This is a genomic window from Bacteroidota bacterium (assembly GCA_016183775.1).
Lineage (GTDB): Bacteria > Bacteroidota > Bacteroidia > JABDFU01 > JABDFU01 > JABDFU01.
Genome location: JACPDY010000155.1, coordinates 1 through 26058, shown reverse-complemented (window position 1 = coordinate 26058; position 26058 = coordinate 1). Strand labels below are relative to the sequence as shown.

Annotated in this window: 24 protein-coding genes; 9 read left to right on the top strand and 15 right to left on the bottom strand. The window is 37.5% G+C overall.

What is annotated here, in order from left to right; all coding sequences use genetic code 11:
• Window positions 1-329 precede the first annotated feature (329 nt).
• Window positions 330-1877 carry a hypothetical protein gene (locus HYU69_17135; protein MBI2272066.1) on the top strand — a complete coding sequence of 516 codons (1548 nt, stop codon included), beginning with the start codon at window positions 330-332 and terminating at the stop codon, window positions 1875-1877.
• Window positions 1878-2428: 551 nt separating this feature from the next.
• On the opposite strand, the gene HYU69_17130 is transcribed toward HYU69_17135, so the two are convergent.
• The 11 genes from HYU69_17130 to HYU69_17080 form a co-directional block, all read right to left on the bottom strand.
• Window positions 2429-2809: a hypothetical protein gene (locus tag HYU69_17130; protein ID MBI2272065.1), complete on the bottom strand. Its 381-nt coding sequence runs from the start codon at window positions 2807-2809 to the stop codon at window positions 2429-2431.
• Between the two features lie 56 nt (window positions 2810-2865).
• The gene (locus tag HYU69_17125; protein ID MBI2272064.1) at window positions 2866-3249 is read right to left on the bottom strand and encodes a hypothetical protein; all 384 of its coding nucleotides are present in this window, start codon (window positions 3247-3249) and stop codon (window positions 2866-2868) included.
• A gap of 10 nt (window positions 3250-3259) precedes the next feature.
• Window positions 3260-4174, bottom strand: coding sequence for a bifunctional molybdenum cofactor biosynthesis protein MoaC/MoaB (locus tag HYU69_17120; GenBank protein ID MBI2272063.1), 915 nt, complete (start codon window positions 4172-4174; stop codon window positions 3260-3262).
• A 10-nt stretch (window positions 4175-4184) separates the two neighbouring features.
• Window positions 4185-4655 carry a CopD family protein gene (locus tag HYU69_17115; GenBank protein MBI2272062.1) on the bottom strand — a complete coding sequence of 157 codons (471 nt, stop codon included), beginning with the start codon at window positions 4653-4655 and terminating at the stop codon, window positions 4185-4187.
• 25 nt (window positions 4656-4680) lie between these two features.
• On the bottom strand, window positions 4681-5124 hold the full coding sequence (locus HYU69_17110) for a molybdenum cofactor biosynthesis protein MoaE (protein ID MBI2272061.1): 444 nt from the start codon (window positions 5122-5124) through the stop codon (window positions 4681-4683).
• A gap of 98 nt (window positions 5125-5222) precedes the next feature.
• Window positions 5223-6389 carry a molybdopterin-synthase adenylyltransferase MoeB gene (gene moeB, locus HYU69_17105; GenBank protein ID MBI2272060.1) on the bottom strand — a complete coding sequence of 389 codons (1167 nt, stop codon included), beginning with the start codon at window positions 6387-6389 and terminating at the stop codon, window positions 5223-5225.
• Window positions 6390-6623, bottom strand: a complete 234-nt coding sequence (locus HYU69_17100; protein MBI2272059.1) for a MoaD/ThiS family protein — start codon at window positions 6621-6623, stop codon at window positions 6390-6392.
• Window positions 6620-7207, bottom strand: a complete 588-nt coding sequence (locus HYU69_17095) for a molybdenum cofactor guanylyltransferase (GenBank protein ID MBI2272058.1) — start codon at window positions 7205-7207, stop codon at window positions 6620-6622. Before HYU69_17095 ends, HYU69_17100 begins: the two co-directional genes overlap by 4 nt.
• Window positions 7204-7953 carry a sulfite exporter TauE/SafE family protein gene (locus HYU69_17090; GenBank protein MBI2272057.1) on the bottom strand — a complete coding sequence of 250 codons (750 nt, stop codon included), beginning with the start codon at window positions 7951-7953 and terminating at the stop codon, window positions 7204-7206. The genes HYU69_17095 and HYU69_17090 overlap by 4 nt, the downstream gene beginning before the upstream one ends.
• A 42-nt stretch (window positions 7954-7995) precedes the next feature.
• Window positions 7996-8328 carry a LysR family transcriptional regulator gene (locus tag HYU69_17085; GenBank protein ID MBI2272056.1) on the bottom strand — a complete coding sequence of 111 codons (333 nt, stop codon included), beginning with the start codon at window positions 8326-8328 and terminating at the stop codon, window positions 7996-7998.
• 82 nt (window positions 8329-8410) lie between these two features.
• Window positions 8411-9601: a molybdopterin molybdotransferase MoeA gene (locus tag HYU69_17080; protein MBI2272055.1), complete on the bottom strand. Its 1191-nt coding sequence runs from the start codon at window positions 9599-9601 to the stop codon at window positions 8411-8413.
• Window positions 9602-9847: 246 nt separating this feature from the next.
• On the opposite strand from HYU69_17080, the gene HYU69_17075 reads away from it, so the two are divergent.
• Window positions 9848-10573, top strand: a complete 726-nt coding sequence (locus HYU69_17075) for a Crp/Fnr family transcriptional regulator (protein ID MBI2272054.1) — start codon at window positions 9848-9850, stop codon at window positions 10571-10573.
• 12 nt (window positions 10574-10585) lie between these two features.
• Window positions 10586-11803, top strand: coding sequence for a proline dehydrogenase family protein (locus HYU69_17070; protein ID MBI2272053.1), 1218 nt, complete (start codon window positions 10586-10588; stop codon window positions 11801-11803).
• A gap of 6 nt (window positions 11804-11809) precedes the next feature.
• On the opposite strand, the gene HYU69_17065 is transcribed toward HYU69_17070, so the two are convergent.
• On the bottom strand, window positions 11810-12592 hold the full coding sequence (locus tag HYU69_17065; GenBank protein ID MBI2272052.1) for a radical SAM protein: 783 nt from the start codon (window positions 12590-12592) through the stop codon (window positions 11810-11812).
• A gap of 234 nt (window positions 12593-12826) precedes the next feature.
• Here HYU69_17065 and HYU69_17060 point away from each other — a divergent pair, with 234 nt between their 5' ends.
• The 6 genes from HYU69_17060 (at window position 12827) to HYU69_17035 (ending at window position 22041) form a co-directional block, all read left to right on the top strand.
• On the top strand, window positions 12827-15382 hold the full coding sequence (locus HYU69_17060; GenBank protein MBI2272051.1) for an adenosylcobalamin-dependent ribonucleoside-diphosphate reductase: 2556 nt from the start codon (window positions 12827-12829) through the stop codon (window positions 15380-15382).
• Window positions 15383-15784: 402 nt separating this feature from the next.
• Entirely contained in the window at window positions 15785-16558 is a 774-nt protein-coding gene (locus HYU69_17055) for a sterol desaturase family protein (GenBank protein MBI2272050.1), read from the top strand.
• Between the two features lie 55 nt (window positions 16559-16613).
• Window positions 16614-17477 (top strand): hypothetical protein, encoded by an 864-nt coding sequence (locus tag HYU69_17050; protein MBI2272049.1) that lies wholly within the window; start codon window positions 16614-16616, stop codon window positions 17475-17477.
• A 66-nt stretch (window positions 17478-17543) separates the two neighbouring features.
• On the top strand, window positions 17544-18596 hold the full coding sequence (locus HYU69_17045) for a cytochrome-c peroxidase (protein MBI2272048.1): 1053 nt from the start codon (window positions 17544-17546) through the stop codon (window positions 18594-18596).
• A 30-nt stretch (window positions 18597-18626) separates the two neighbouring features.
• Window positions 18627-20093, top strand: coding sequence for a YncE family protein (locus HYU69_17040; GenBank protein ID MBI2272047.1), 1467 nt, complete (start codon window positions 18627-18629; stop codon window positions 20091-20093).
• A gap of 133 nt (window positions 20094-20226) precedes the next feature.
• Complete coding sequence (locus tag HYU69_17035) at window positions 20227-22041, top strand: hypothetical protein (protein ID MBI2272046.1); 1815 nt, start codon at window positions 20227-20229, stop codon at window positions 22039-22041.
• Window positions 22042-22056: 15 nt separating this feature from the next.
• Here the strand turns inward: HYU69_17035 and hemN are convergent, their stop codons facing one another.
• The 3 genes from hemN to HYU69_17020 all read right to left on the bottom strand — a co-directional run bounded on the left by hemN (window position 22057) and on the right by HYU69_17020 (window position 25926).
• Window positions 22057-23415, bottom strand: a complete 1359-nt coding sequence (gene hemN, locus HYU69_17030; GenBank protein MBI2272045.1) for an oxygen-independent coproporphyrinogen III oxidase — start codon at window positions 23413-23415, stop codon at window positions 22057-22059.
• A 5-nt stretch (window positions 23416-23420) separates the two neighbouring features.
• Window positions 23421-23879, bottom strand: a complete 459-nt coding sequence (locus tag HYU69_17025) for a 6-carboxytetrahydropterin synthase (protein MBI2272044.1) — start codon at window positions 23877-23879, stop codon at window positions 23421-23423.
• A 256-nt stretch (window positions 23880-24135) separates the two neighbouring features.
• The gene (locus HYU69_17020) at window positions 24136-25926 is read right to left on the bottom strand and encodes a T9SS type A sorting domain-containing protein (protein MBI2272043.1); all 1791 of its coding nucleotides are present in this window, start codon (window positions 25924-25926) and stop codon (window positions 24136-24138) included.
• Window positions 25927-26058 lie beyond the last annotated feature (132 nt).

Sequence of the window (26058 nt, the reverse complement as noted above, 5' to 3'; positions counted from 1 at the left end):
CCTTATGGACATCTATACCGCAACCGGTTGTTACAACCTGTTTGAATTTTATTTCTTGCATTACGTTTCATGTTTTGCACGAAGTTAAATATTCATCCTCGGTTGGTGTGCTTCATTCTAGCTCATGACCATTTCATGTTTTCATTTCCATAAGAGATATTTTGAACAACTTAAAAAAATCTACTAATAGAACACATTAAAAATAGAGCCTATGATGAGTGAAACAAAAACTAAATTAATTTATTATTACATAACCAATATGCTTAAAATATGTAATTTTTACTAAATTTGAATGTATATAGATGATATATAAATACAATAACTATTATATGTCAAAAACAGCTTCCGATAGCTTACATAAACTTATAAAAGCCTTAACTATTCCTGAAAAGGGGTATTTTAAAATCTATGCAAACTATTACTCCTCATCCGAAGATAAAATCTATCTGAAAATTTTTGAGCTTGTTGATAAGCAAACCATTTATAATGAAGAGACAATAAAAAATCAATTCCCGGATAAAAAAACAATTCAACAATTTCCCAGGATAAAACACTATTTATATCAGCTTATTTTAAAATCATTACGGCAATATAATTCGGGAAAAACAATTGACAGCTTATTATATGAAATGATAGCAAGCGCAAAGATTTTGAAAGAGAAGAAGTTGTGGAATCCATTTGGAAAAATAATCAGCAAATCCAAAAAACAAGCATATCAATTTGAAAGGTATTCCATTTTGTTAGAGATAATTGAGCTGGAAAAAAGTGATAGGAGAGTATCTTTGTCTGAGGGGCAGAAACTTTTTGAGGAATATCAATCTATCTGTGAAAAGATTGCGAAAAATAACGAGTATAGGATTCTTGATTCTAAAATGCTGACATTATATGCACAAGAAATCGGACAGATAAGAACTATTGTGCATGAATCTAAATTCAAAAATATAATCGAACATCCTCTTTTATCTATAGATTTTAAACATGCTACGACAGATGAGAAAAAATGGGGACATCAGATTTTAGGATTTTATCAATATATAAGAGGTGATTACGAAGCAAGCTATCAACACAGGAAGGCTTTGGTGAAGTTATATGAATTAGAAAGCAAAAATATTTTACTTGATGAGCATTACAGAAGAAGATATTTTAGATCGTTGGACAATCTGCTAAATACTCAAATTCAACTAAATAAAATAAACGAAGCCAAATTGTGCTTTCAAAAAATAATTAACCCTCGAACAGTTTACTTTATTTTAAAAGAAGATTCTACTACGCTTATAGGAGCGTATATAAATTTCATCAACCTATTCCTCAAGAAAGGAGAATTTGACTCAGCTTCAATTTATTCTGACAAAATCCATGAGATCGTATTTCAAGAACCTTACAGAAAGGATACGCTTGTATTGGTGGAATTGATCCTTTCTTTTAATATGTTTTATAGTTACTTTGGAGTAGGAGATTATCACAAAGCACTAAAATGTATTAATGAAATATTGAATAAGGGCAATGTTTCAATACGGAAAGATCTTCTCAGCCTTGCACAATTTGTAAATATCATTTTGCATTTTGAAATGGGAAACCTTCACACTTTAGAGTATCTGATTAAATCTACTTATAGACTACTGTATAAAAAAGAATATTTGTATAAATTCGAAAAGCTGTTGCTATTATATTTTAAGAAACTTCCTGATGTAAATGATAATAATGAATTAATTCAATTTTTTAAAAAAATTAGAAGTAGTTTATCCCCTCTATTGAATGACCCGGACGAAAGAAAGATGCTAGAAGAATTTGATTTTATTAGTTGGTTAGATAGCAAAATAGAGAATAGGCCTTTTGCGGAAATAGTGCGTGAAAAAGCAGTGCAAAAAAAGGTTTGAGAATAATCACTCCCTATTTATTCACCGATGCCTCTTCCTGTTTTACCGAACGATTACACCAACTTATTCTCCTTGGTTTTGTCTGATGAATATACAAGTAACGAAAGAAATATAAAGACCATTGGCAAATTTACTTGGGTTGTAAAAATATTTTAAATTTTATATCAAAGGAGGATCCTATTATGAGACCCAATGATCCATTTGATAAAAATACCAATCACCCTTTAAACAATCCAAATGGGTATTCTTTTGATCCTGGTTATAAATAAGCTCCTTATCAAAAAGACAGATTGTCTTTAGGAATAAGAATGAAAATAAAATAGGTTACAAATACCACTCCTTTCCGCAATTGGCAAGCACATTCGCAGCTTTAGATTAGGGAATGAGAGATACCATCCGGCTTATTGCATCGGCTGTAGCCGGAATCAGTTTGGCTAATTTTTCGAAGGTATCTAAATACAATTGAGCTGAGTTTGGTCTGAAGAAATTGCTCATGCAGAATTTCTTGCTGAGAAAATAACAAGTTTGTGTTACGAGATGAGCAACAAAATTTATTGCGTTTCACGCAAAGATCCATCAGGATTATAGTAAGTAACCGAATTTAGTTTATCATCTGAATAAGTACCTTCACTTTCTATTTTCCCATTGGAATACCATCGCATAAACTTTCCGTTTAGTTTATCATTTTGATAAGTACTTTCACTCAATTTAGTTCCGTTTTTGTCCCATATTGTCCATATCCCGTTCCGTTTTCCATGAACAAAATTTCCCTGCATTTGTTTCGTGCCATTTTCATAAAACCAAGTCCAGGGTCCTTCATCAGTTCCATTTACATGCTGGCCATTAATCTTTGGCTGGCCATTTGAATAATTCCAATTTCCGGAACTATATTGATATTGAATCCAGATATAAGAAAGCACAATGCAGATCACAATAATTCGGTGGTACCTGAGATTGTTTTTAAATATCGAACGGTCTGCCATAGCACTTAACGATCATACATTTTCATATCCTTTGTTTTGTCCATTTCCAGTACATAAATCCTTTTCGGATGAATAACATGAATATCCATGCCGAAGTTTATTACCTTCTTATCCTGGATGGCTTTAAGGTCATTATGGTGCTTATCGTTATTCGAAAAAACGAAGAAATATTTGTCTCCAAAATTATCTAACAGGGTTGAAACGACCATAATGTCCGAATCTTTAAATGCATTGTGTTCGTTTCGTTTGTCGTAGGGAAAGCCATACTCTTTTTCAAATATTTCCGGCATACTTTCGTGCGCCTTAAAAAATTCATCGATTGATTTTATCTCCCAAATTGACATGTTCTCGTACATGAGATAATTGTCGCTGAAATCTGTTATAGTCATTTTTTATTTTTTATGAGTAATGTTGAGCGCCTTCAATAATTCTGAAAATGTGTAATATATAAGGAAACAATGCATCCATTGTTTCTTTTGCTCCTTTAGTTGAGCCCGGCAGCGCAAGAATAAGTGTGTTGCCTTTCATTCCTGCAACTCCCCTTGAAAGCATGGAAAATGGAGTGCGGTCTTGTCCGTAATTTCGAGCCGCTTCCATAATTCCCGGAATCTCCCTGTCAAGCAAAGGACGTATCGCTTCGGGCGTAACATCACGCGGTGAGAGCCCGGTACCACCAGTCAGAATTATGATGTCGTTTTTCAACTTGTAAAGTTTTTTAACCTTGTTTTGTATGTTCACATTTTCATCAGGGATGATAGAGTAATCTGATACCGTAACTTTGCAGTCTTCTAATTTCTGAATGATTGCCTTGCCGGCCTTGTCTTCCTTTTTACCTGCAGAGATGCTGTCGGAACATACAATTACAGCCGCTTTCAGATCCTTTCTGAATTTATCAGTGAAATCAGATTTGCCGCCTTTTTTTTCTTTCAGTTTAATGGAGGTAATTTCAATCCCTTTGTCAATAGGTTTCAGCATGTCATACATAGTAAGCGCAACCACTGAAACGCCATGCATAGCTTCAACTTCTACTCCCGTTTTATAAATAGTGTGCACTTCCATTTCAATATGAATTTGAAGACCACTTATTTCGTAACGGACGGCGGTGAATTCAACGGGCAATGGATGGCAATCCGGAATCATGTCGCTGGTACGTTTTACGGCAAACAGACCGGCTGTTTTTGCCATTTCAAAAACATCGCCTTTGGGAACTGTTTTGTTTTTAATAGCGGCGATTGTTCCCTGTTTGCTGACTTTAACAATAGCAGTTACGATTGCCTGCCGGAGTGTACTTGTTTTGTGTGTTACATTAACCATAATAATTGTTTTATAATCCCCTTACAAATGCCACACCTATTCCGGCGGCTGTTAATGCAAGTAGAAGATTTATTCTCCCGGCCCATCGTGCAAAGGCGCGGTACCCACCGGGGTCATTTTCATTGTTGTGTGTCATCCATATCTCAGTTGCTTTCATGCCAATATAGAAATCATGGATGGCACTTATCACAATAGTTGTCAGAAAAAGTATCAGCTTATACAAAATCAATCTTCCATATTTGCTATCCGTTAACTCTAACAACGGGATCTGCCTGATATGTATATTGTATAAACCTGTAATTAATAACAAAGAAAGAACGGGCCATCCGACCAGCCTGAATTTCAAACCCACCGCATGAATAAGCATTGCCTTTTCGGGATGCTTTCTAATAGCAGGGAGAAGTACAATGGCAAAAAATACCATTCCTCCAATCCAGATGGCCGCAGCGATAATATGTATAAAAACAGAAGTGAAATACATACAAACAGAATCATCTTACTAAGTGCTAACTATTTTCTTTCCACACAAAAGTTTCGTCTTCAAAAATTTCTTTTCCCCAAATCGGAACATTTGCTTTTATCTCTTCAACAATCCATCGGCAGGCCTCAAAAGAAGAGTTACGATGTTTAGAAGAAACGAAAGCAAAAAGACAAATTTCGCCGGCTTTTACTTTACCTCTGCTGTGATATATGTGCATGCATGTAAGCTCAAATTTTGCAAAAGCCGCTTCACGTATTTCATGAAATTTTTCTTCTGCCATTTCCTCATAAGCTGAATATTCGATGGCCTGGACTATTTTATTTTCAATCACATCGTTTCTCACTTGTCCCAGAAAAATATCATGGGCGCCAATAGTTGTTTTGGTGCTGTGTTTGGCAATTGAATCCGCAATAAACAGGGGGCTAATAGGCCCATTTACAAAAACTTTATGTTTCTTCTTTTCTTTCATCGTGCATATTTTTTAATTTTTCAATTGTCATATGGAATACGTCATATACTCATGTCGGTTTGTATACCAGCGGTATATGACTATTTCATTGCTTTGTCTTATTTTATATGTACGGCCTCCTTCTTCTTCCGGGGAGGATGAGGGATATTAATCCATGCCATAATTCCACCTTCTAAATTATAAAGATTGGTGTGACCGAAATTCTTTTCAAGCAGTTCAATAGCTCGCTTACTCCTTTGTCCACTCCTGCAAAAAACAATTACTTTTTTATTTTTTGAGATTAAATATGTCTTGTCAGGTATATCTCCAAGAGGTATCTGCAGGTCAACAAGTTCATTTACCTGTGGTTCTTCGAAGGGTTCCCTGACATCCAGAAGTTGAATTTCTGAAGTGTTCCCGATAATTGATTGAAGCTCATCGGCTGAAATTGATTTTGCGGAAGGTTCAGGGATATTGTTCCCGCAGAAATATTCATAATCTGTATTAAGAAACTCCTCTCTCGTTTTTGGAGCATGGTTAATCCACTCTGCATTTCTGCCGACTTTTAACTCCAAAAAGCTCATAGCAAGTGCGTCAAAAAGCAAAAGGCGCCCGGAGAGCGGATTGCCAATACCCGAAATAATTTTTATTGCTTCAGTTGCCTGAAAAGTGCCTATAATGCCGGGTAGAATTCCAAGAACCCCAATTTCGGAACAGCCGGGAACACTTCCAGGTCGTGGCGGAGTGGGAAAAAGACAACGGTATGTGGGACCTGGTTTACCCGAACTATCAGTATAGTTTAAAACGGACACCTGTCCTTCGAATTTATAAATTGAACCGTAAATCAGCGGCTTGTTCATAATTACGCAGGCATCGTTCACAAGGTATCTGGTTGCGAAATTGTCGGTTCCATCAATAACAACATCGTAATCTGAAATAATGTTAAGCGCGTTTTGATTATCAAGCCGGACGGTATACGTGTTAAATTTTACGAATGGATTCTGTTTGGAAAGTCTTGAAACGGCAGTTTCAGCTTTTAATTTCCCTATATCTTCAACAGAATACAGGATTTGTCGTTGCAAATTCGATTCATCAACTTTATCAAAATCAACAATGCCTATTTCCCCAAACCCCATTGCTGCAAGATATTGGAGTGCAGGGCATCCCAACCCTCCCGCGCCTATTACCAATACTTTAGCCTGTTTGATTTTCGCCTGACCCGCCAATCCTATTTCGGGAAGTAACAGGTGACGGCTATAACGTGATATTTCTTTTTTGTTTAACATTTAACCTCCTGCAAATGGTGGTAAAAAGGCAATTTCATTTCCGGGCTCAAGCTTCTGATTATTTTTCACTAACTTTTTATCAACTGAAATTAAAAATTCACATTTCTTTAATTGAGGAAATTCGCTGCTCAGCTTATCTTTCACCGCCTGGGTATCCGAACAACCACTAACATTTAATTCGGACTTACCAACCATTTCCACTAATGAGCCGAATAACCTTACACGAGTATTCATAGTATACCTTCTTTTGATGTTTTTAGTTCCTCAGGCGTATTAATATTCGCCAGTAACCGCTTATTGTAAAAATCAAGTTTGTTTGTGATGTGTACCTCAGTTGTGATAAAATGTTTGAGTACGTTATGAATCTTCAGTTCATTATTTATGATAAGATCCTTGATTTTGCCGGTGATTTCCTTTGTGTAAACAGCGCACAAAGGCTCGGTATTTCCTTCAAACACAGGCACAGAAATATCCGTCCTACCCATATTTTTAATGATGTGCTTTATCAAACCACTATTGATAAACGGAATATCGCAGCTAACAATAATATTGTTTTCTGTCTTACTGTTCCTTAGCCCGGTATAAATTCCCCCAAGCGGACCACGGTCTTTTATAATATCCTCATACACTTTATAACCCAGGTTATTGTAGTTATCATTGTTAGCGATAATAATAATGTCGCTGACATTGGGGATAAGTGCCTCAAGTATGTGTTCAATAAATCTTTTCCCGTTCAGTTGGATCATGCCCTTATCGCTGCCCATTCTTGAGCTTTTCCCTCCGGCGAGTATAATGCCTGTTATGTCTTTTTTAATCATTTATTTCCGGTTGTTAAAAGCTTAACACTTGCAATAACCAATACTAGTGCAAGTATCTTTTTTAATATGTTGTTGCTGAGTTGTTTTCTGCCTATATAAGCTCCTGCGACGCCTCCTGCGGTAGCTATAAGTAACCATACATATATATTGTTATCAATTGTAATTCCTCTTGATAATAGTCCGGTTAGACCCGCGATAGAATTTAAAAAAATAAATAAAGCGGAAACAGCCGCAGTTTGTTTCATATTTCCCCAGTGTAACAGTAATATTACCGGACTTAATATTATTCCTCCTCCTATTCCAATCATGCCAGAGAGCAAACCTATAATTGCACCAATGATAATAGCCCACAGCCATTGTACTTCTTTAATGGTGTCACTTTCCTTACCAATAATACCAACAAGGCGAAGAATTGGAAACACAAGCAGGATGCCCAATATTTTTTTATAGATCACTGCATCCAATGTAATATAAGCACCAATAAATGAAGCGGGAACGGATAGAATAATAAATGGGACGAACAATTTCCATTTAAAATCCCCTCCCCGGTAATATTGATAAAAGGAAATAAGTGAGACGAAGATGTTTAATATAAGACAGGACGATTTCATGATAGATGGATTAAAGCTAAATAATGCCATTAGAGCGAGGTACCCGCTGGCTCCACCATGCCCCACTGAAGCGTATAGGAACGCAACAATAAAAAGCAAAGGCATAAATAAGAACATTATATTCTGTTCAGGCATATATCGTTATACATTTTTCAAAACAACGCTTTTTAAAAAAAATCATAGTTTAAGTTTTTTACTCTCTTCCTCGTTAAATTTGTGAAACCGTTTATTCAGATCCGTAAATAAATCAATAATTTTTTCGCCCTCCTTTGTAACTTTTGTGCCGCCGCCGCCGGTACCTCCTGAAGATTTTATGACAAGGGGATATTTTGATAGTTTGTTCATTGAATCTACCAGCTCCCACGCCTGCCTGTATGACATTTTCATGGATTTTGCTGCAACAGTTATAGAACCATGTTCCTTGATCTTTTCAAGCAAAATTATCCTCCCCATGCCTATAAAGGCACCCTTATTACTTTCTATCCATATGCTTCCCTTTACAGCAAACATGTCTTTTTCTTTGATATTTTACCCTGCAAAGGTGGAAATTCAATCGTCCGAATAAAATGATTTCGATCATATTTTAATTTTATCACACCCCGGGTAATCTATGAACTTCCACCATTTCCCCCCTTTTTATGTTTTCACATTCCTCCGGTAAATAAATTAAACTATCAGCTATTGCGAATGAGCTTAAAATAAAGGATTCCTGCCCTTCAAGAGGAATAACAGAGTTGTTCGATATTTTGCTCTTCAGAAAAAAGGAAAGCCCCTTTTTTTTGGGATAATCGGTAGAAATAGGCAATTGAATTTGTGGCAGAAAAACATTTTTAAATCCTTGTATTGATCTTATCGCCGGATATACATATTCATAAAAGCAGCTAAGCACAGCTGCGGGATTGCCAGGCAGCCCAAAAATCAAAGTCTTGCCGTGTTTTCCAAAAAACAAAGGTTTCCCCGGCTTTTGCTTTATTTTATAAAAAATATTTTTTACACCAAATTTTTCCAGTGATCTTCCCGTAAAATCATAATCACCAACTGAAATGCCGCCTGTTATCAGAACTATATCAGAGATTTTTATGGCTTTTCTTATTGTATTATATACTTCCTTTTGTATGTCTTTTACCAAAAACCTGTTTTTCACTTTGAGGCTAATGGATTGTAATGCGGCTTCAACCGCGTAGGAATTCGATTCATAAATCTGTCCTGGAGATAAAGAGTTTCCGGGTTTCTTCAGTTCGCTTCCTGTAACAATGACACTTACCGAAGGTTTTGGAGTCACTTTTACAGATGTAATTCCCATTGCCGCGAGGTAACCTATTCCCCCGGGAGTAATAATTGTTCTTTCCGGCAGAGCAATTGAACCTTTCTTAACCTGAGATCCTGCTTTTCGGATATTCGCACCGCGCTTGAGAAGTGCATCATCAATGATCAGGTATCCATCTGCTAAACTGATTTTCTCCTGCATAACAACAGTATCCGCTCCCATTGGGAGAGAGGCTCCGGTAAATATCCTTACTGCCTGTCCGGCCTTTAGTTTTCCCTTGTAATACTTGCCAGCCTGGATCTCTCCACTGATTTTTATCTTACTTTTCCCGGTGTAATCCGAAAATACTATCGCGTAACCATCCATTGCTGATTGATCGAACGGAGGTAAGTTCAACGGCGAAACGATGTCTTCCCCAAGAAAGCATCCGAGAGAATCTGCAATTTTAACATCAGATAAAGGAAGTGCACCTGAATTATTTTGTATAAGTTTTTTTGCCTTTCCAACAGAAATCATATAGTATATATGTTTATAGCCAAAGTTGCATTTTGGATAATAGTAATTATATGACCAAGATCATCAACTGGCATGATTTCTCTCAATCAATATTGATTTCCGGTTTTTCATGCCCATCGTTTTTTACATTAACGCAGATCAAAAAAACAGAAAATTTTCATGCAAACTTTCACAGTTCTATGACTCGTATCATTGTTTTAGGGTATTTCAATAGGTAACATTGTAGTTAAAACTATACCCTGTTTAATGGATACTGCAAAAGGCGCAATTGTTTCTAAAGGTGGTTCTCCTTGTTGTGCCAATTGCTGGCTTAGCAATTTTTCAGGGCTTAAAAGCCGGTTGTCCCAAAGTGAAATAGCGACAAATAAACAGGAAAAGGAATATAACAAAGGTGAATATTTGGTGAAAACGGGGGATCAGGTGTCAGGAGTTTATTGCATCAAAAGTGGCATTGTGAAGGTTTCCAAAAAGGGAAACCGCAAAAGAGAATTTATATTATGGACTGCCAGATCAGGCGATGTAGTGGGCTTAAATTCCTTCATCAATGATAAAACTTTTTCCTTTTCCGCATCTGCGATGAATAAGGTTAATGCCTGCTTTATACCTGCATCTGATCTCAAACTTCTATTAAACAACAAACCAATGGTTTTTGTTCAGTTAATGCAGAAGTTGTGCGTAAAACTGGATTTTGTTGAACAACGCATCACCAGCATTTCAAGGAAAAGTATAAAAGAACAATGTGCTGAAATATTAATTTCTATTGCATCGCAAAAGCAATCAGAGAATGACAAAAATATGTATATCAATTATTCTATTAACGATCTGGCTTGTCTTGTCGGTACAACTAAAAACTATATGTACAAAGTATTGCTCGAATTTACAGACCGGAAAATTCTTTCAGTTCACAATCGGGTGCTGATCGTAAATAACATGAATGCACTTTCCTCAATTGCGATGGGGAATGATAAATGATAATAAAGAGCCATGCTACATTCAGAAGTTTCATTTGATAATACAGAAAGGGCTTTTATAACAAAGGATACCCGGGAATTAAAGCGTTCACTTTGGCTCTTTAAGTTAATGGGAAGTCCTTTGCTTGTAAAACTATTTTCAAGTTTGACCCTTTTCGCTATAAAAGTTGGCCTGCCTGTCAGGCTGCCAATTAAGGCAACCATATTTAAACAATTTTGCGGGGGCGAATCTATTGAAGAAAGTAAAGATGTTGTGAAAAAGCTGAGCCAATCGCATATTGGTTCTATTCTGGACTATTCGGTTGAAGGAAAAGAAAGTGAGGAAGATTTTGAAAGTACAAAGAATGAAATTCTACGGATTATCACGTTAGCGAAAGACAATCCGGCAATTCCATATACCAGTGTCAAGCTTACAGGAATAGCCCGTTTTGGACTGCTTGAAAAATTAAATGGCAGGAAAAAATTAAGTAAAGAAGAAGAGGAAGAATTTCAGCGCCTGAAAAAAAGACTTATAGAAATCAGTTCCTATGCTGCCCGAAGCGATGTTCCTGTATACTTCGATGCGGAGGAAAGCTGGATACAGGATACCATTGATATGTTAACTGAAGAAATGATGGAGATGAATAATGGAAAATCAGCGATAGTGCTTACCACTCTCCAAATGTACCGTTGGGATCGGATTGCATACCTTCAGAAACTCATAGAAAAAGCAAAAAGCAATAAATTTTCCATTGGTATTAAGCTGGTTCGCGGAGCTTACATGGAAAAAGAAAATCTCCGCGCAACTAAAATGGGATATAAATCGCCCATTCAACCGAGCAAAGAAAAAACCGATTCTGATTTTGATAAAGCGGTTGACATATGCCTTGAAAATATTGATATTATTACTTTGTGTGCAGGTACACACAATGAAGCGAGTGCGATTCATCTTATCAAAAAAATGGCAGAGCTGAATCTTGCGAATGATCACCCGCATGTTTATTTCTCGCAGCTCTATGGCATGAGTGACCATATTACATACAACCTGGCTGAGTCAGGATATAATGTTACCAAATATCTTCCTTATGGCCCGGTTAAATCAGTTATTCCTTACCTGATCAGAAGAGCCGCGGAGAATACCGCTATTGCCGGTCAAATGAGCAGGGAGTTGCGACTGATAATAGAAGAAAAAAACAGAAGGCAATATTCACGAATGTTACCCGTTGGAAAAGGAACAGGGAAATTATTTTAAAAAAATTCAGCTTGCCATTGCTTCAATTCCGATTTCGCGGACTTTCATTGCAATCCTCTCAAGTATTTCTTTATGGATTTTTTCCAGGCCCTTTTCCGCGGGAACTCTATCAATGGAATATATCATGACCTGTTTGGGCTTAATTTCCTCCAGCAATTTCAGCCATGCGGTTACGTTTTCGTCCGTTGTATTGTCAACAGGATTTCCATTATGTATCCCTTTGAGGAACATTGATTGCACAATCATATCTCCATTAAAATATTGTAAATGATCAACCACCCAGCTCAAACATCTCCGCGAACGTGGCTGATTAATTTTTTGAAACAAGTCTTCTCCGCCCGCATCCAGTTTCAGGATTCTCCGATCAGCCTTTTTTAATGCTTCGACTACACTGCTTCTATTAAGCATAGTTGCATTAGTCAGTACTCCGACTTTTGCATTTGGAAAATATACATTCCTCAGCTCAATGGTGTCATCAATAATTTTTGAAAATTCAGGGTGCATGGTCGGCTCCCCGTTTCCTGCAAATGTAACCGCGTCCGGAAAAATATTTTTTGACTTTAGTTGTATCATTGCCTCTTCAAGATATGTTTTCACTGTACTTCTTGCATGGAAAGTATTCCGGGTCGGGCCTCTTTTCCCGGTCCATCCGCATTCACAATAGATACAATTGAAGTTACAAAGTTTTGAATTCAGAGGTAAAAGATTAATGCCCAAAGACAGCCCAAGCCTCCTGCTCTTCAGGGGGCCGAAAATTATTTTATTAAATAACAGAGTTTCTTGAAACATTATAAACGATACTCTGGCTAAATATATTTTTTGTTCGGATATATTTAAATGATTCCTGTCACACTTTTTCATGATTCAAATCATGTAAAAACATGATGAAAGATGAGTGTTCAAAACAATGTGTAAAAGTTGAAAGTTCGATTCAGGAATATCCATATTTCATAACTTAATTTGCATCACTATTTTATTCCACAAGTATAAAATCAAACTAATTTAATTATGATAGCTCTTGAAATGCCTAAAAAGACCTTGAAGAATAGCGCCGGCACGCATTCTTACGAGGAAGTGCTAAAAAAATGTATCGCCTATTTTGACGGGGACGAGCTTGCAGCTTCAACCTGGATGAATAAGTATGCCATGAAAGACAAGAACAAAAAATTTCTTGAGCTAACTCCGGACGACATGCATTTGCGAATGGCGAAGCAATTCGCGCGAAAAGAAAAAGAATATAAGGAAAAGTCGCACCTGAACGGGAGCTTCAAATATCTTTCGAAGTACGGACAGGAAAGAGAATTTCTTGATGAGAAAAAAATATTCAACTACTTTAAAGATTTTAAATATATAATTCCACAAGGGAGCGTGATGTCGTCGTTAGGAAATCCGCATATTATAGCATCACTTTCTAATTGCATTGTCCTTCCGGAAATTTATGATTCTTATGGCGGAATATTTTATACCGACCAGCAATTGGCACAGCTGTTTAAAAGGCGCTGCGGAGTGGGAATTGATATTTCGACACTGCGGCCGGCCGGAATGTCTGTTTCAAATGCCGCCGGAACTACAACAGGAGCAGTGTCATTTATGGAGCGATTTTCCAATACAACAAGAGAAGTAGCGCAAAACGGCAGAAGAGGAGCATTAATGATTACGATCGATATCGCGCATCCGGACGTGGAGCAATTTATTACTGTTAAACAGGATCTGTCAAAAGTTACCGGTGCAAATATTTCTATCCGCTTGTCGGATGAATTTATGAATGCAGTATCGAATAATGCCGACTATACTTTGCGCTGGCCAATTGATGCGGCCAAACCAAAATACACTAAGGTTGTGAAAGCTCAGGAATTGTGGAATACAATAATAAAATGCGCACACAGTACGGCTGAACCCGGTTTGATATTTTGGGACAGGCAGCATTACTATTCAACATCTTCTGTATATCCGGGGTTTAAAAATGTTTCCACCAATCCCTGTTCGGAAATTGCGATGCAGGGTGGAGACAGCTGTAGACTGATTGCGCTTAACTTATTCAATTTTATTGAAAAGCCGTTTACGTCTAAAGCCAAATTCAATTACAAAAAATTTCATGAAACCACTTATGAGGCGCAGCGGTTGATGGATGATCTTGTTGATCTTGAGCTGGAAGCTATTGAAAGGATTATGGCGAAAATTGAAAGTGACGCGGAGCCCGATTACATTAAGGAAGTGGAAGTAAATACCTGGAAACTTCTTTACAACGCTGGAAAAAAGGGAAGAAGAACAGGCCTGGGGTTTACGGCACTTGGAGACACATTGGCGGGGTTAGGTTTAAAATTTGATTCAGCAGAGGCCATTGCGGAAGTTGAGAAAATAATGAAAACAAAATGCGAGGCGGAGTTTGATAGTTCAATTGACATGTCAATTGAACGCGGGAAATTTTCTGATTTCGATGTTACGGTTGAAAACACATCGGAATTTGTTCAAATGCTGAAAAAAGATTTACCAAAGGTTTACATGCGCATGATGAAATTTGGCAGAAGAAATATTTCTATAAGTACAGTTGCTCCGACTGGTACACTTAGTATGTTGGCTCAATCATCTTCCGGGCTTGAGCCAGTATTCATGCTTTCATACAAACGCAGACGAAAAGTAAATCCACAGGATAAAAATGTGAAAGTTGATTTTGTGGATCCGATGGGAGATGCCTGGCAGGAATTTACTGTTTATCATCATAAATTAAGACTTTGGATGGAAACAACCGGCGAATCAGACCTCTCAAAAAGTCCTTATCAGGGCTCCACTGCGCCTGAGATTGATTGGAAGAAACGTATTGAATTGCAATCTGCTGTTCAAAAATATACTACTCACTCTATCAGTTCAACGATAAATCTTCCAAATGATGTGTCCGTTGATATGGTAGGTAAAATTTACCTTGAAGCATGGAAAAACGGATTGAAAGGAATTACTGTTTATCGTGATGGTTCAAGAACGGGCGTATTGGTTTCCAATGAAAAGAAACCGGAATCAGTGGACATAAAGGAAACACAACCTCCGAAACGGCCCAAAACGTTGGAAGCTGAGATTGTACGCTTTATGAATCATGACGAAAAATGGATTGCCGTTGTAGGAGTTATAAATGGTAAACCTTATGAAGTTTTTACAGGACGAGCGGAGGAATCTTTTAGTATTCCTCAATGGCTTGAGAGAGGCTGGGTAATAAAAAACAAAGCAGAGGACGGAAGTAAACGTTATGATTTTCAATATATGGATAAAGAAGGTTATCGCGTTACCATTGAGGGGCTTTCACGCTCTTTTAATAAGGAATATTGGAATTATGCGAAACTCATTTCAGGTGTTTTGCGGCATGGAATGCCATTGCCTCATGTCGTTGGGCTTATTGAAAATCTCCATTTATATAGCGATACGATAAACACATGGAAAACCGGAGTTGAACGTGCATTGAAAAAATTCATTCCGGACGGCACAAAGGCGGTTGACCATAAATGCAATGAGTGCGGAAGTCCCGATGGATTAATTTATGAGGAAGGATGTATTAAATGTAAAAACTGCGGCAACTCCAAATGTGGCTAAAAACCATGTTTTACATCATAGTTTTATTAAGATCTGCATGATAACTTCGAAAGAATGGATTTGTAGTATGATATTCAGGAACCGGGGTTGAATGGTTTCCTGCAGTTGTTGTTTTTTCTATGTTGAACGCTGATACCTGAGTTTTTGGTATTGTTCATTTGCAGGTAACATTATTACATGTAATCCATAGGGCGTGGTTAATACCAGCGAAATATGAAGGAGTATGATTTAACAAATACATTATTTTGGGTTTGGGACAATTTGCCATTTAAGCAATTTGTAAGTCCAGAGAGGCGGATTTACTGGCCTTACTTGTCATTGTGTTTTGTTTATGCTTTGATATTTATAATTTTCTCGAAGAGAAACAAGCTGACTGACAATCATCCAAAACTGTGGTTTTCTTTGTCGGCAAGAGTTGATTATCTTGCATGGTTATCCAACCATTTTTTACAAATCTCTGTCCTGCCACTTATATTTGCAAGCGGACTATTATTGGCCACTAAGTTTTATCATTGGCTTACAGGGACCTTTGGCTACTGCACTTTAAAGATCCCTCTTACCTCCTGGGGAGTTGTCTGGTATTCAATAATTTTTTTAGTCGTGTCTGACTTTTCAAGATTTATATTGCATTACCTGGTACATCATTATCCGTTCTTATGGAAAATTCATAAGATGCATCATACCGCGGAAGTATTAACTCCATTCACATTATTCAGGGTTCACCCATTGGAAATGATATTGTTTCATATCCGTTATTTATTGGTATACTCTTTGATTACCGGTGGTTTTTTATTTTTGTACAACGATTTTTTCGAGTTTCCAAAATTATTTGGGGCCAGTTTTTTTGTTTTTGTATCCAATATCCTGGGAGCGAACCTCAGGCATTCAAATATCCCCATTGGGTTTGGCTTCCTGGAACGGTTGCTGATAAGCCCAAAACAACACCAGATGCATCATAGCAAGGATCCCGATTTGCAGGAGTCTAACCTCGGTTCACTTTTTGCTCTTTGGGATATATTATTCTCAACCTGGAAACCATCCAAAGGAGTTGAAAATATTCAATTCGGCGTAAATGGGCACATAAAGCAGTCCTTTGGAGACGAAATGATTAATCCATTTGTAGAGTGGTGGAGTGATATTAAAAAAGTATTCAAATTAAAATTCACCCGCAAATAAAATTCATTTTGAATACAAAAAAATTAATGTTTTATTGTTGATTTCAAGAATATATATGATGCGCATAAGGAATAAAAATATCGCTCAGTTTAAAGATGCCCGGATGTATGTTATAAATGATGCTAACCCGTTTGAAATTATAAATAATCTCTTCATTAAAAGTGATTCCGCTTGCTCTCCCGTACGTATTAAATTTATTTATGTGCCGGTATGTATATTTATGGTTTTTCTGTTTTCATGTAAAAAGGAAAGCCAGCGCCCGGCAAATCCAGCACCGCCATCTCAGGGGATCGATTTATCAGTTAGCTATAAGGTTGATAGCGATGTTTTTATGACCAATCATTTTATGTACAAAACTCAGGCCGGCTATGATTATAGTATAACCAGGCTGGTATATTATCTTTCAGAGATCAGCTTGATAAAAGCCGATAGCAGTGGTTATTTGCTAAAAGACTATCAATATATGGATGCTCTGACATTTCAGACAAATCAATTGACTTTAACAAATATTCCCGCGGGGAATTACATAGGGCTAAAATTTAACATTGGACTTGATTCAATACATAATATCTCAGATACCCTTGCCGTTACTCCGGAAAACATTAATATGCAGTGGCCTCAGATGATGGGTGGCGGCTATCATTTTCTGAAATTGGAAGGTTATTATAAAGACTCATCCGGAACTTATGGTTACAATATGCATCTCGGCACCAACAATTGTCTTATACATGTTAAATTATATAAGCCTATTACAATATCAACTGACACAAAAACACCTGTTAGCATTGTAATGAATATAAATGAGTGGTTTCGTGATCCACATGTGTTTGATTTTAATGTTGACGGTAATTACATAATGGGGAATGCCGTAGCTATGAAAAAAATTGCAGAGAATGGTACTGATGTTTTTAGTTTTTGAATTCATCAGAATAGTGATAGCCCTCCAAAAGAATTTACCCAAAATAAATGAGGCGGATTACTGTACATGAAAAAGAATTCACTTGTAATTATTGCTTTTATTATCATCGTCTTTTCTTGCAGGAGGGATGCGGATATAGTTTGTACTGCTACGCCATATACGTTAACAATTCCGAAAAGATTTCCCCAGCCTGTTATTCCAGCCGACAATCCATTGACAGTAGAGGGAATTCGCCTTGGCAGGATGCTGTACTATGATCCGATCCTTTCGAGCAACGGATTATCCTGCTCTACTTGTCACAAAAACGAAAGGTCATACTCGACGCCTTTTTTTACAACAAAAACGGGACAAAAAATAAGCGTTCCTCCACACATTAATCTGGCCTGGAATACCGACTATAACTGGAATGGATCTGAGCCGACATTAGACCGTTTATGTCTGGGAGACTTCGGCCCCGATTTTTTTAATACAAATATGGCAAGTCTGGTGCAGAAACTTAAAAAACATCCGCAATATCCATTGCTATTTAATAAAGCGTTTAGTATATCAGATCTTTCAACTATCACTTATAGCGAGCTTCAGCTAAAAATAGTATACGCAATCTCACAATTTATGCGCACAATGATCTCTTCTGAATCGAGGTGCGACAAAATGGTCAGGCACGAAATTATGTTTACCCCGGAAGAAATGGATGGGTTTCAAACATTTGTTACTGAAAGAGGTGATTGCTTTCATTGCCATGGGTACCCGCTATTTACCAGTAATACCTTTAATAATAATGGATTAGATTCTACCCTTACCGGCGCAAATCTTGGCCGGAACCTTGTTACCAGCAACAATTATGATAAGGGCAAATTCAGTGTCCCAACATTAAGAAATATTGAACTAACCGCACCCTATATGCACGATGGCCGATATCAGACGCTTGAAGAAGTAGTTGAATTTTACAATTCAGGAGTTCATTGGAACTCCCCCAACGTGGATCCATTAATGACTAAGCCCGCCAAGGAATATGGACTTAACCTTACTCCTGTTCAAAAAGCCAATCTTGTTAAATTCTTAAAAACATTAACCGACACAATCTTTATTAATAATCCTGATTTCAAAAATCCGTTTTAAAGTAATTTCTAATTTTTTGTATTCACTCAAATGTTGAATATCATACGTAATCATTTTTTTCATATTCTTTGGGCTGTGTCTTTTTTGTTTGTTTCATGCACACATTATAAAGCTACTCCGGATTACGATGGATATCCGGAGCAAATAGGAAAAATTGTTGTTGGCCGATGTTCGGTGAGTGGTTGTCACAATTCCGTCAGTTCCTATGCCTGTGCCGGCCTTGATTTATCATCATGGGAGGCATTGTTCAAAGGGAGCAGAGCTAATTCATCTGTCATCCCGTACCGTGCAGATTTAAGTTTTCTTTTGTTTTCAATAAATACGTATAACGATTTTGGACCAAAACTGTATCCAACAATGCCCCTGAATAAGCAACCTTTAAGTAAAGATGAATTTATTACAATAAGGGAATGGATAAACAAAGGTGCTCCGAATGATAAAGGGGAAATTAAATTTGCCGGTAATATTAATCGTAAAAAATTGTTTGTTGCCAATCAGGGCTGTGATCTGGTTACGGTTTTTGATACGGAATCCAAATTAATAATGAGGGCTATTAATGTGGGGAATTCATTGCAAACCGAAGCTCCTCATGACATGATTATTTCCCCGGACGGGCAATATATTTATGTGTCCTTTTATGCCGGTAATTTATTTCAGAAATTCAGGACAAGTGATAATTCAAAGGTGAGTGAAATTGTCTTATCAGATTATAGCTGGCACTCCATTGATATTTCCGGTGATTCAAAGACAGGCATTACCACCCATCTCAGTGGAAACGGCAAAGCGACCTTAATTGATTTAGAAAACATGAAGATTATTGCAACATATCAGGGAAGCGGATTGCTTATTTATCCCCACGGTTGTGCCTTAAACTACGATGCCAGTATAGTATATATTACATCTCAACAGGGAAATTATATTTACAAAATTAATTTGTCGGATCCTCAAAATCCTGACATTAACCCTATTGTATTGCAACCCGGCACACTGCCTTATTCCAATGGAATTTATAAGCCTTATACGATCAAATATTTTCCTGATTACTCGAAATATGCGGTTACTTGTCAGGGAACCAACGAGCTGCGAATATTTGATGCGTCTAATGACAGCCTGTTGAGTAGTATTAAAACGACAGGAGTGCCCCAACTAATGTCGTTCTCGAATACTTTTCCGTATCTGTTCGTAAGTTGCATGGAAGATTCCGCGAATATCCAAACAACAAGCCGGGTAAATGTTATAAATTATCATTCACAGAAAATGGTTGCAGATATTTTTACGGGATACCAGCCAAGGGGCATTGCGGTAGATGACGACAATAATTGTGTTTGGGTTGCCAACCGGAATATTTCCCCGGTGAGTTGGGCCCCTCACCATACTACACTATGCAATGGTAATAACGGCTATATAACGATCATTGATATGGTTACATTAAAGTTGGTCCCCGGCTGGAAAACAGAAGTGTCTGTTGATCCATATTGCATTGCTATAAGAAAATAGCTGGTATTTATATACTCCTAAATCTATGACCAGCATCATGTTTTGGGGATAATACATTATGTACATTCGCTTTTCCAATATGAGGAAGGGATAAATACAAGGTAAGAGAGACTTCCATTTTATAAATTCATAAATGAATAATATACCTCAGCACACCTTTCATATTCCCGTCATGGGATTAGGATATACAATCGACACCCCGGTAAAGGTGGCCCGGTTCGGTATTTCATCCGTTGTTTCCATTATACAGGATATTTTAGTTGAACAGATGCGCGAATTTTATTGCAAGCAATCAGGCGAAGTATATGTTCATATACCCCAGCAGGATATTGACCATAGAGCCAGGCGGATTACATCGTACCTTAACCTGCTCCAGCGCATTGTAAACAGGCAAGTGGAAGCGATGAAAAAAGAACCTTTTGAAGAGGGGATGGATATTGTAAAATATTTTAAACTTCTTCCCGATCATTCTCCTGTTAAACAACTCTACTCGGAAATGACAAAGACAAGCGGGGAAGCCAGGGAATTACTTCAAAAACAATTGCGGGGTAAAATTACGGCAGGTGCAATTGATGTAAATATCATGACTAAGCTGGATAACCAGAACTATTCCAAAGACAATGTTCTGCTTCCGCCCGAATACTCTGATGCATTGGCTGCACTCCGTGGTTTTGCCAATAGTGACCTTTCCTCATCTATGGTTTTTTCGGCCGGACTTAACCCCCGTTTATTTGCTTATGCTGAAACATTCAGCGATTTCTTTCCGGATACTGACGGAAACATTAAAAAGAAAATTATACTGAAAGTGAGTGATTATAGGTCAGCACTTATACAGGGAAAGTTTCTTTCGAAAAAAGGATTGTGGATTTCCGAATTTCGTATTGAGTCGGGATTAAATTGCGGAGGCCATGCTTTTCCAACGGAAGGTCATCTGCTGGGACCAATTCTGGAAGAATTCAAGAATAGAAAACAGGAACTGACTTCCGAATTGCTTGAAATCTGTAACCGGGCGCTACAGGAAAAAAATTACAACAAGTTGCCGCCTCTGAAGGATATTCGTATTACGGTTCAGGGGGGTATCGGTACTGCAAAAGAAGATGCATTTTTGCGCGAATATTATAACGTAGATGGAACGGGGTGGGGGAGTCCTTTTCTCCTCGTTCCTGAAGCCACTAATGTTGATGATGCCACATTACGGCAGCTCGCCAGTGCAAAAGAAGAAGATTATTTTTTGAGCCATGCATCTCCGTTAGGAATACCCTTTAATAATTTCAGAAAAAGCTCTTCAGAAGAACAGCGAAAAATGCGGATTGAAAAAATGAGAGCAGGCAGTCCCTGTTATAAGAAATACCTTGCGTTCAATACGGAATTTACTACAACCCCGATCTGTGTTTCATCCCGTGAATATCAAAATCAGAAGGTAAAAGAGCTATCTGAACTTAATTTAAACCATCGCGAATTTGAAAGAAGATTCGATGAGATAACTGCAAAAGATTGCTTGTGTGAAGGACTTTCCTCTTCGGTTCTTTTGAAGAATCATATTCCTGTATCTCACCGCCTGGAGGCTGTAACAATATGCCCGGGGCCCAATCTGGCTTATTTTTCAAAAGTGTTTTCATTGGAGGAAATGGTTGGTCACATATACGGGCGTTTAAATATTCTGAATTCATCCTACCGTCCCCATGCATTTATTAAAGAACTGAAAATGTATATTGACTACCTGAAAGAAGAAGTGGAAAAGAACATTGACACGCTGACTGAAAAACAAACAAAGTATTTTTCATCTTTCAGGTCCAATCTTTTACAAGGAATAGAATATTACAAACAACTTATTCCGAAAATGGCAAATGAGGCAGAGGATTTAAAGAGCAGAATGGCAGAGGAAATTGATGCATTGAAAAATAACCTCATCAATTTTTATTTTTCAGAAGGAGTGAAAGTAGCTTAGCAAAACCATTTGGATTTACATTGCGGAACTGAAGATTTGTGTTTTTGGCGAGTTTTCCCATAACCTTGCATCAAACGCCATGCAAACATTTCGCAGAAAAGCTATTCCGTTTTTATTCACTTTTAAATGATTGGGCGATATTGTAATCAAGCCATCGTTTTCCATTTCTTTTAAGCGATCTAACGCATTAGATAACCCTTTGTACTGCTGGTGTTCCTTATTCCAGTTCGTTTCAAAACGACACATGATATTGAGTATGTGTTTCCTTAATATTAAATCTTCCTGGCTTAATAAATGTCCTTTGAAAACGGGAAATATTCCCTTGGCGATAAGTCCCTGGTAGTCCTCAACCTTTTTAACATTTTGCATATAACTGTACCATGTGTCACTAATGGACGATACTCCAAGGCCTATCATCAGCTGAGTGTAATTATGCGTATAGCCCATAAAATTTCTGTGCAGTTTACCCGAAACAGACGCTTCATACAATGAATCTGTTTTTAGCGCAAAATGGTCCATCCCGATTTCTTCGTAACCCGCTTCGTTAAACAGTCCTCTTCCTGTTTCATATAGAATCCGTTTCTCCACATCTATAGGCAAGTCGGCTTCCGTAAATTTTCTTTGTCCCGGCTTTATCCAGGGAACGTGTGCATAACTGTAAAAGGCAATCCTGTCCGGCTTTAGCAGTTTTACTTTATCTATTGTATTAATAATGCTTTTCTTTGTTTGTAAGGGAAGACCATAAATCAAATCGAAATTTACTGATGTGAAGCCAATAGTGCGGGCTTCTTCAACTATACTCTTCACTTGCTCATAGCTTTGAACTCTATTGATTATATTCTGTACTTTGGGATCAAAGTCCTGTATACCAAAGCTTACTCGCCTGAACCCAAGATCATACAAAGCCTTCAAATGATTGCTATTTGTATTATTTGGATGTGCTTCAAAGCTGAATTCGGCCTCCTTGCACACAATGGCTGTTGTCAAAATGCCATCAATAAGCAGCTTCAGGTTCTCCGAACTGAAAAAGGTGGGAGTCCCCCCTCCTAAATGGATCTCTTTGATTCGTGGCTTTTCATTGAACACGTTGAGATACATTGACCATTCTTTAAGAATGGATTTAATATAGGGTAATTCAACATTGTGATTGACTGTAATGCGTGTATTGCAGGCGCAATAGGTACATAGGCTCTCACAAAAGGGGAGATGGATATAAATACTTATTCCGTCTTTTTGATTGCTTTTGTCAAATGAAAATTTGACTGACTTTATCCATTCATCAATTGTCGGTGGTTTTACGTCCCAATATGGAACAGTCGGATAGCTGGTATACCGGGGAGCGGCAACATTATATTTACTGATCAGGGTATCCATTTTCACTATATATTATCACCGGCATGCCACTCGGCAAAGGAAGTTGCAGTTTCTCTTAACCGCAAATGGTGGAGTTTTGCATTTCCGGGTAATTGAAGCATTATTTTTTTTACAAAGTCTACTAATAAATTTTCGCAGGTTGGTTGATAATTAACCAGAATGATTTTTTCATTCCACTTACTTCCGAAGTCCGATTTTACAAAGTCCTTATGTGGGGAATTGGCATTGAGAACCAGGCTGTGATCAAACTTGTCAATGATTTGCGATTTCACGATCTCTTTTAAGTCCGAGAAATCAAGCAACATTCCATTTTTTGGGTCGTTCTCCCGATTGTTTATCTTCCCAATAATACAAACCGACAGGTTATATGAATGACCATGTATGTTTTTACATGGACCATCATGCCCAAAAAGCGCATGAGCCATTTCGAAATAAAATTCTTTTGTAACCCTTATCGTATCCATGTTTGGTTAACTACACCTTTTTACAAAGGACGATAAGAACGCCTTACCAAAGAATGATTTTGATCATTAAAAAAAATTAGGAAATTGTTTAATCTTACGTTTAAAGTTGGGTTCTTCCTTTAAAGGAAAACAATGTATCCGGAAATATGGGGTGCTGTTACGCTGAGTGAGAGAGGAGGGTATTGAATTGGTCAGGGAGTACTGCAATTCCTCATTATTCAGGGTTTTCATGGGCTCTCATAATAGTTCGGCATTTTTATTGATTAATTATTATCTTTTTGTTTTGCAATAATTCCTGAGCACCTTTTATACGTAAAAAATAGACACCTGAAGCGAGCGCTGTTTTATCAAAGCGCATTTCATTTTTACCCGCCATAAGTGGACCTTCAAATAGCATTTTTACTAATTGACCCTCCATATTGTAAATACAAATATTTGCTTCAGTTTGCATCTTTTCTATATCGAATGAAAGAGTGAACTGTTCTATGAGAGGATTAGGGTAAATATTCAGAGAGTTGTTTTCATTAAATTGAGATACAGAAGTTAGTGTCCCGATAGTAGTTATTTGAGATATCCAGCATGAGCGAATATTGCCCTGACCTCCATATTCTCCTGAAAACCATGCAGTAGGTTTTTCCGCATTGTGCTTACGGGTTATGGATGAATAATCTCCGTAACGTGAAGACCCGCCAAGTGTGCCTAAACCCTCTTTTAATTTTATTGGTAGTGACCAATTACCTGTGTCATCGCAAACTACGGCAGAGAGACTTGGATAAATATTTTTGTTAGATTCCTGATAACCGATAACAACCGTTTTATCGGATTGAGAACTGCCGAATAATGCAACGGATGGATAACAAACATCGCTATTGGGCTGTGAGAAATAATAAGGTGTGGCTGTTTTCGTATTTACATTTATCCGGTAATATCCTATTACATTATAGCCGTTGTTATTCTGATCGGTATTGTGAACGCAATGTACGATACCGTTACAAAAAACAGCGCTCAACATACGCGCCTCTGCTGTGGTGCTTAATAAAATGGAGGACCCTTTCTGACTGGCTTTACCTGCTGCATAATAAATGGGTACGGGAATAGAATAAATATTCATCAAAGGGTTACCTCCAATAGTGTCTGTGATTTCCACTAAATGAAGTGATTTATTTCCTGTTCTGGAACTTACCAGGTAGGCTTTGTTGCCATAAGGAGTATCGGAACGACCATGACCGGCAACGCATACCCATACACTATTTGTTGAGGGCAAGTATGTTTCCATTCTTAAGGGCTTGCCATTATAGCCATCGGTTTTAGAAACCTGATAAATGCGGGAATGGTCGTTGCCAACTACAAAAGTTGTAAATAGCAGATCTTTGTCCGTTACCCCGGCAAATGGGTAATCTAGGAATCCCGATTCATTGGGAGCAGTTATATTATATTTGTACCATTTACCTGTAGGGTCATTGGTAGCCGAGAAGGCAACATGTATCTTAAGTGTTCCGGGGATGGCGATAACAATAAAACGATCACTGTAGCTGTCATATATCACTCTGGGATCAAAAGGCGAAGTTCCAAACCCAAAAAAGGAACCTAAGGAATTAGAATAAAGAGAAGTGCCCAAAGTATCTGTTATTAAAATTTTTTTATTAATCATTTGTACGATATATTTTCCGTTGGAAACTGCAGTTCCATTATCAAATGGCGGGAGCCCATTGGTTGATCCGGAAAAACTTTTACCGGCTACGGGTGTAACCGTGCTTGTAGCTTGCGGTACCATCTGATTTTCCTGGCTTTTATTTTCATTTTGTAATAATTTTTGTTTTGTTTTTTCATCTTGTAATTTTTTCATTTCAGGATCTGACCAGTTTTCAACAGTTATATTTTGAATTGAAAAATTCCACGAATCTAATGTTTGTTTCATTGGCTCTATATTTCCAGCCAGAGGGATAACGTCGTAGGTAGATGGAAGGATGGTTGCTATTTTCTGAGAGTATCCCTGAACATACCATATAAATACCAATAGTGCTGTTCTAAAAATTGATGTTTTCACTTGAACATATTTTTAGTTAGACATTAATTTTTATTCTTTTTTGAGTTGAAAAAGCATCCGGAATTTAAAAATTTCACTTGCGAGCTCTATGGCTCAACTCTTTGTCCTTGATGCTGATGTCAGTTTCATCTG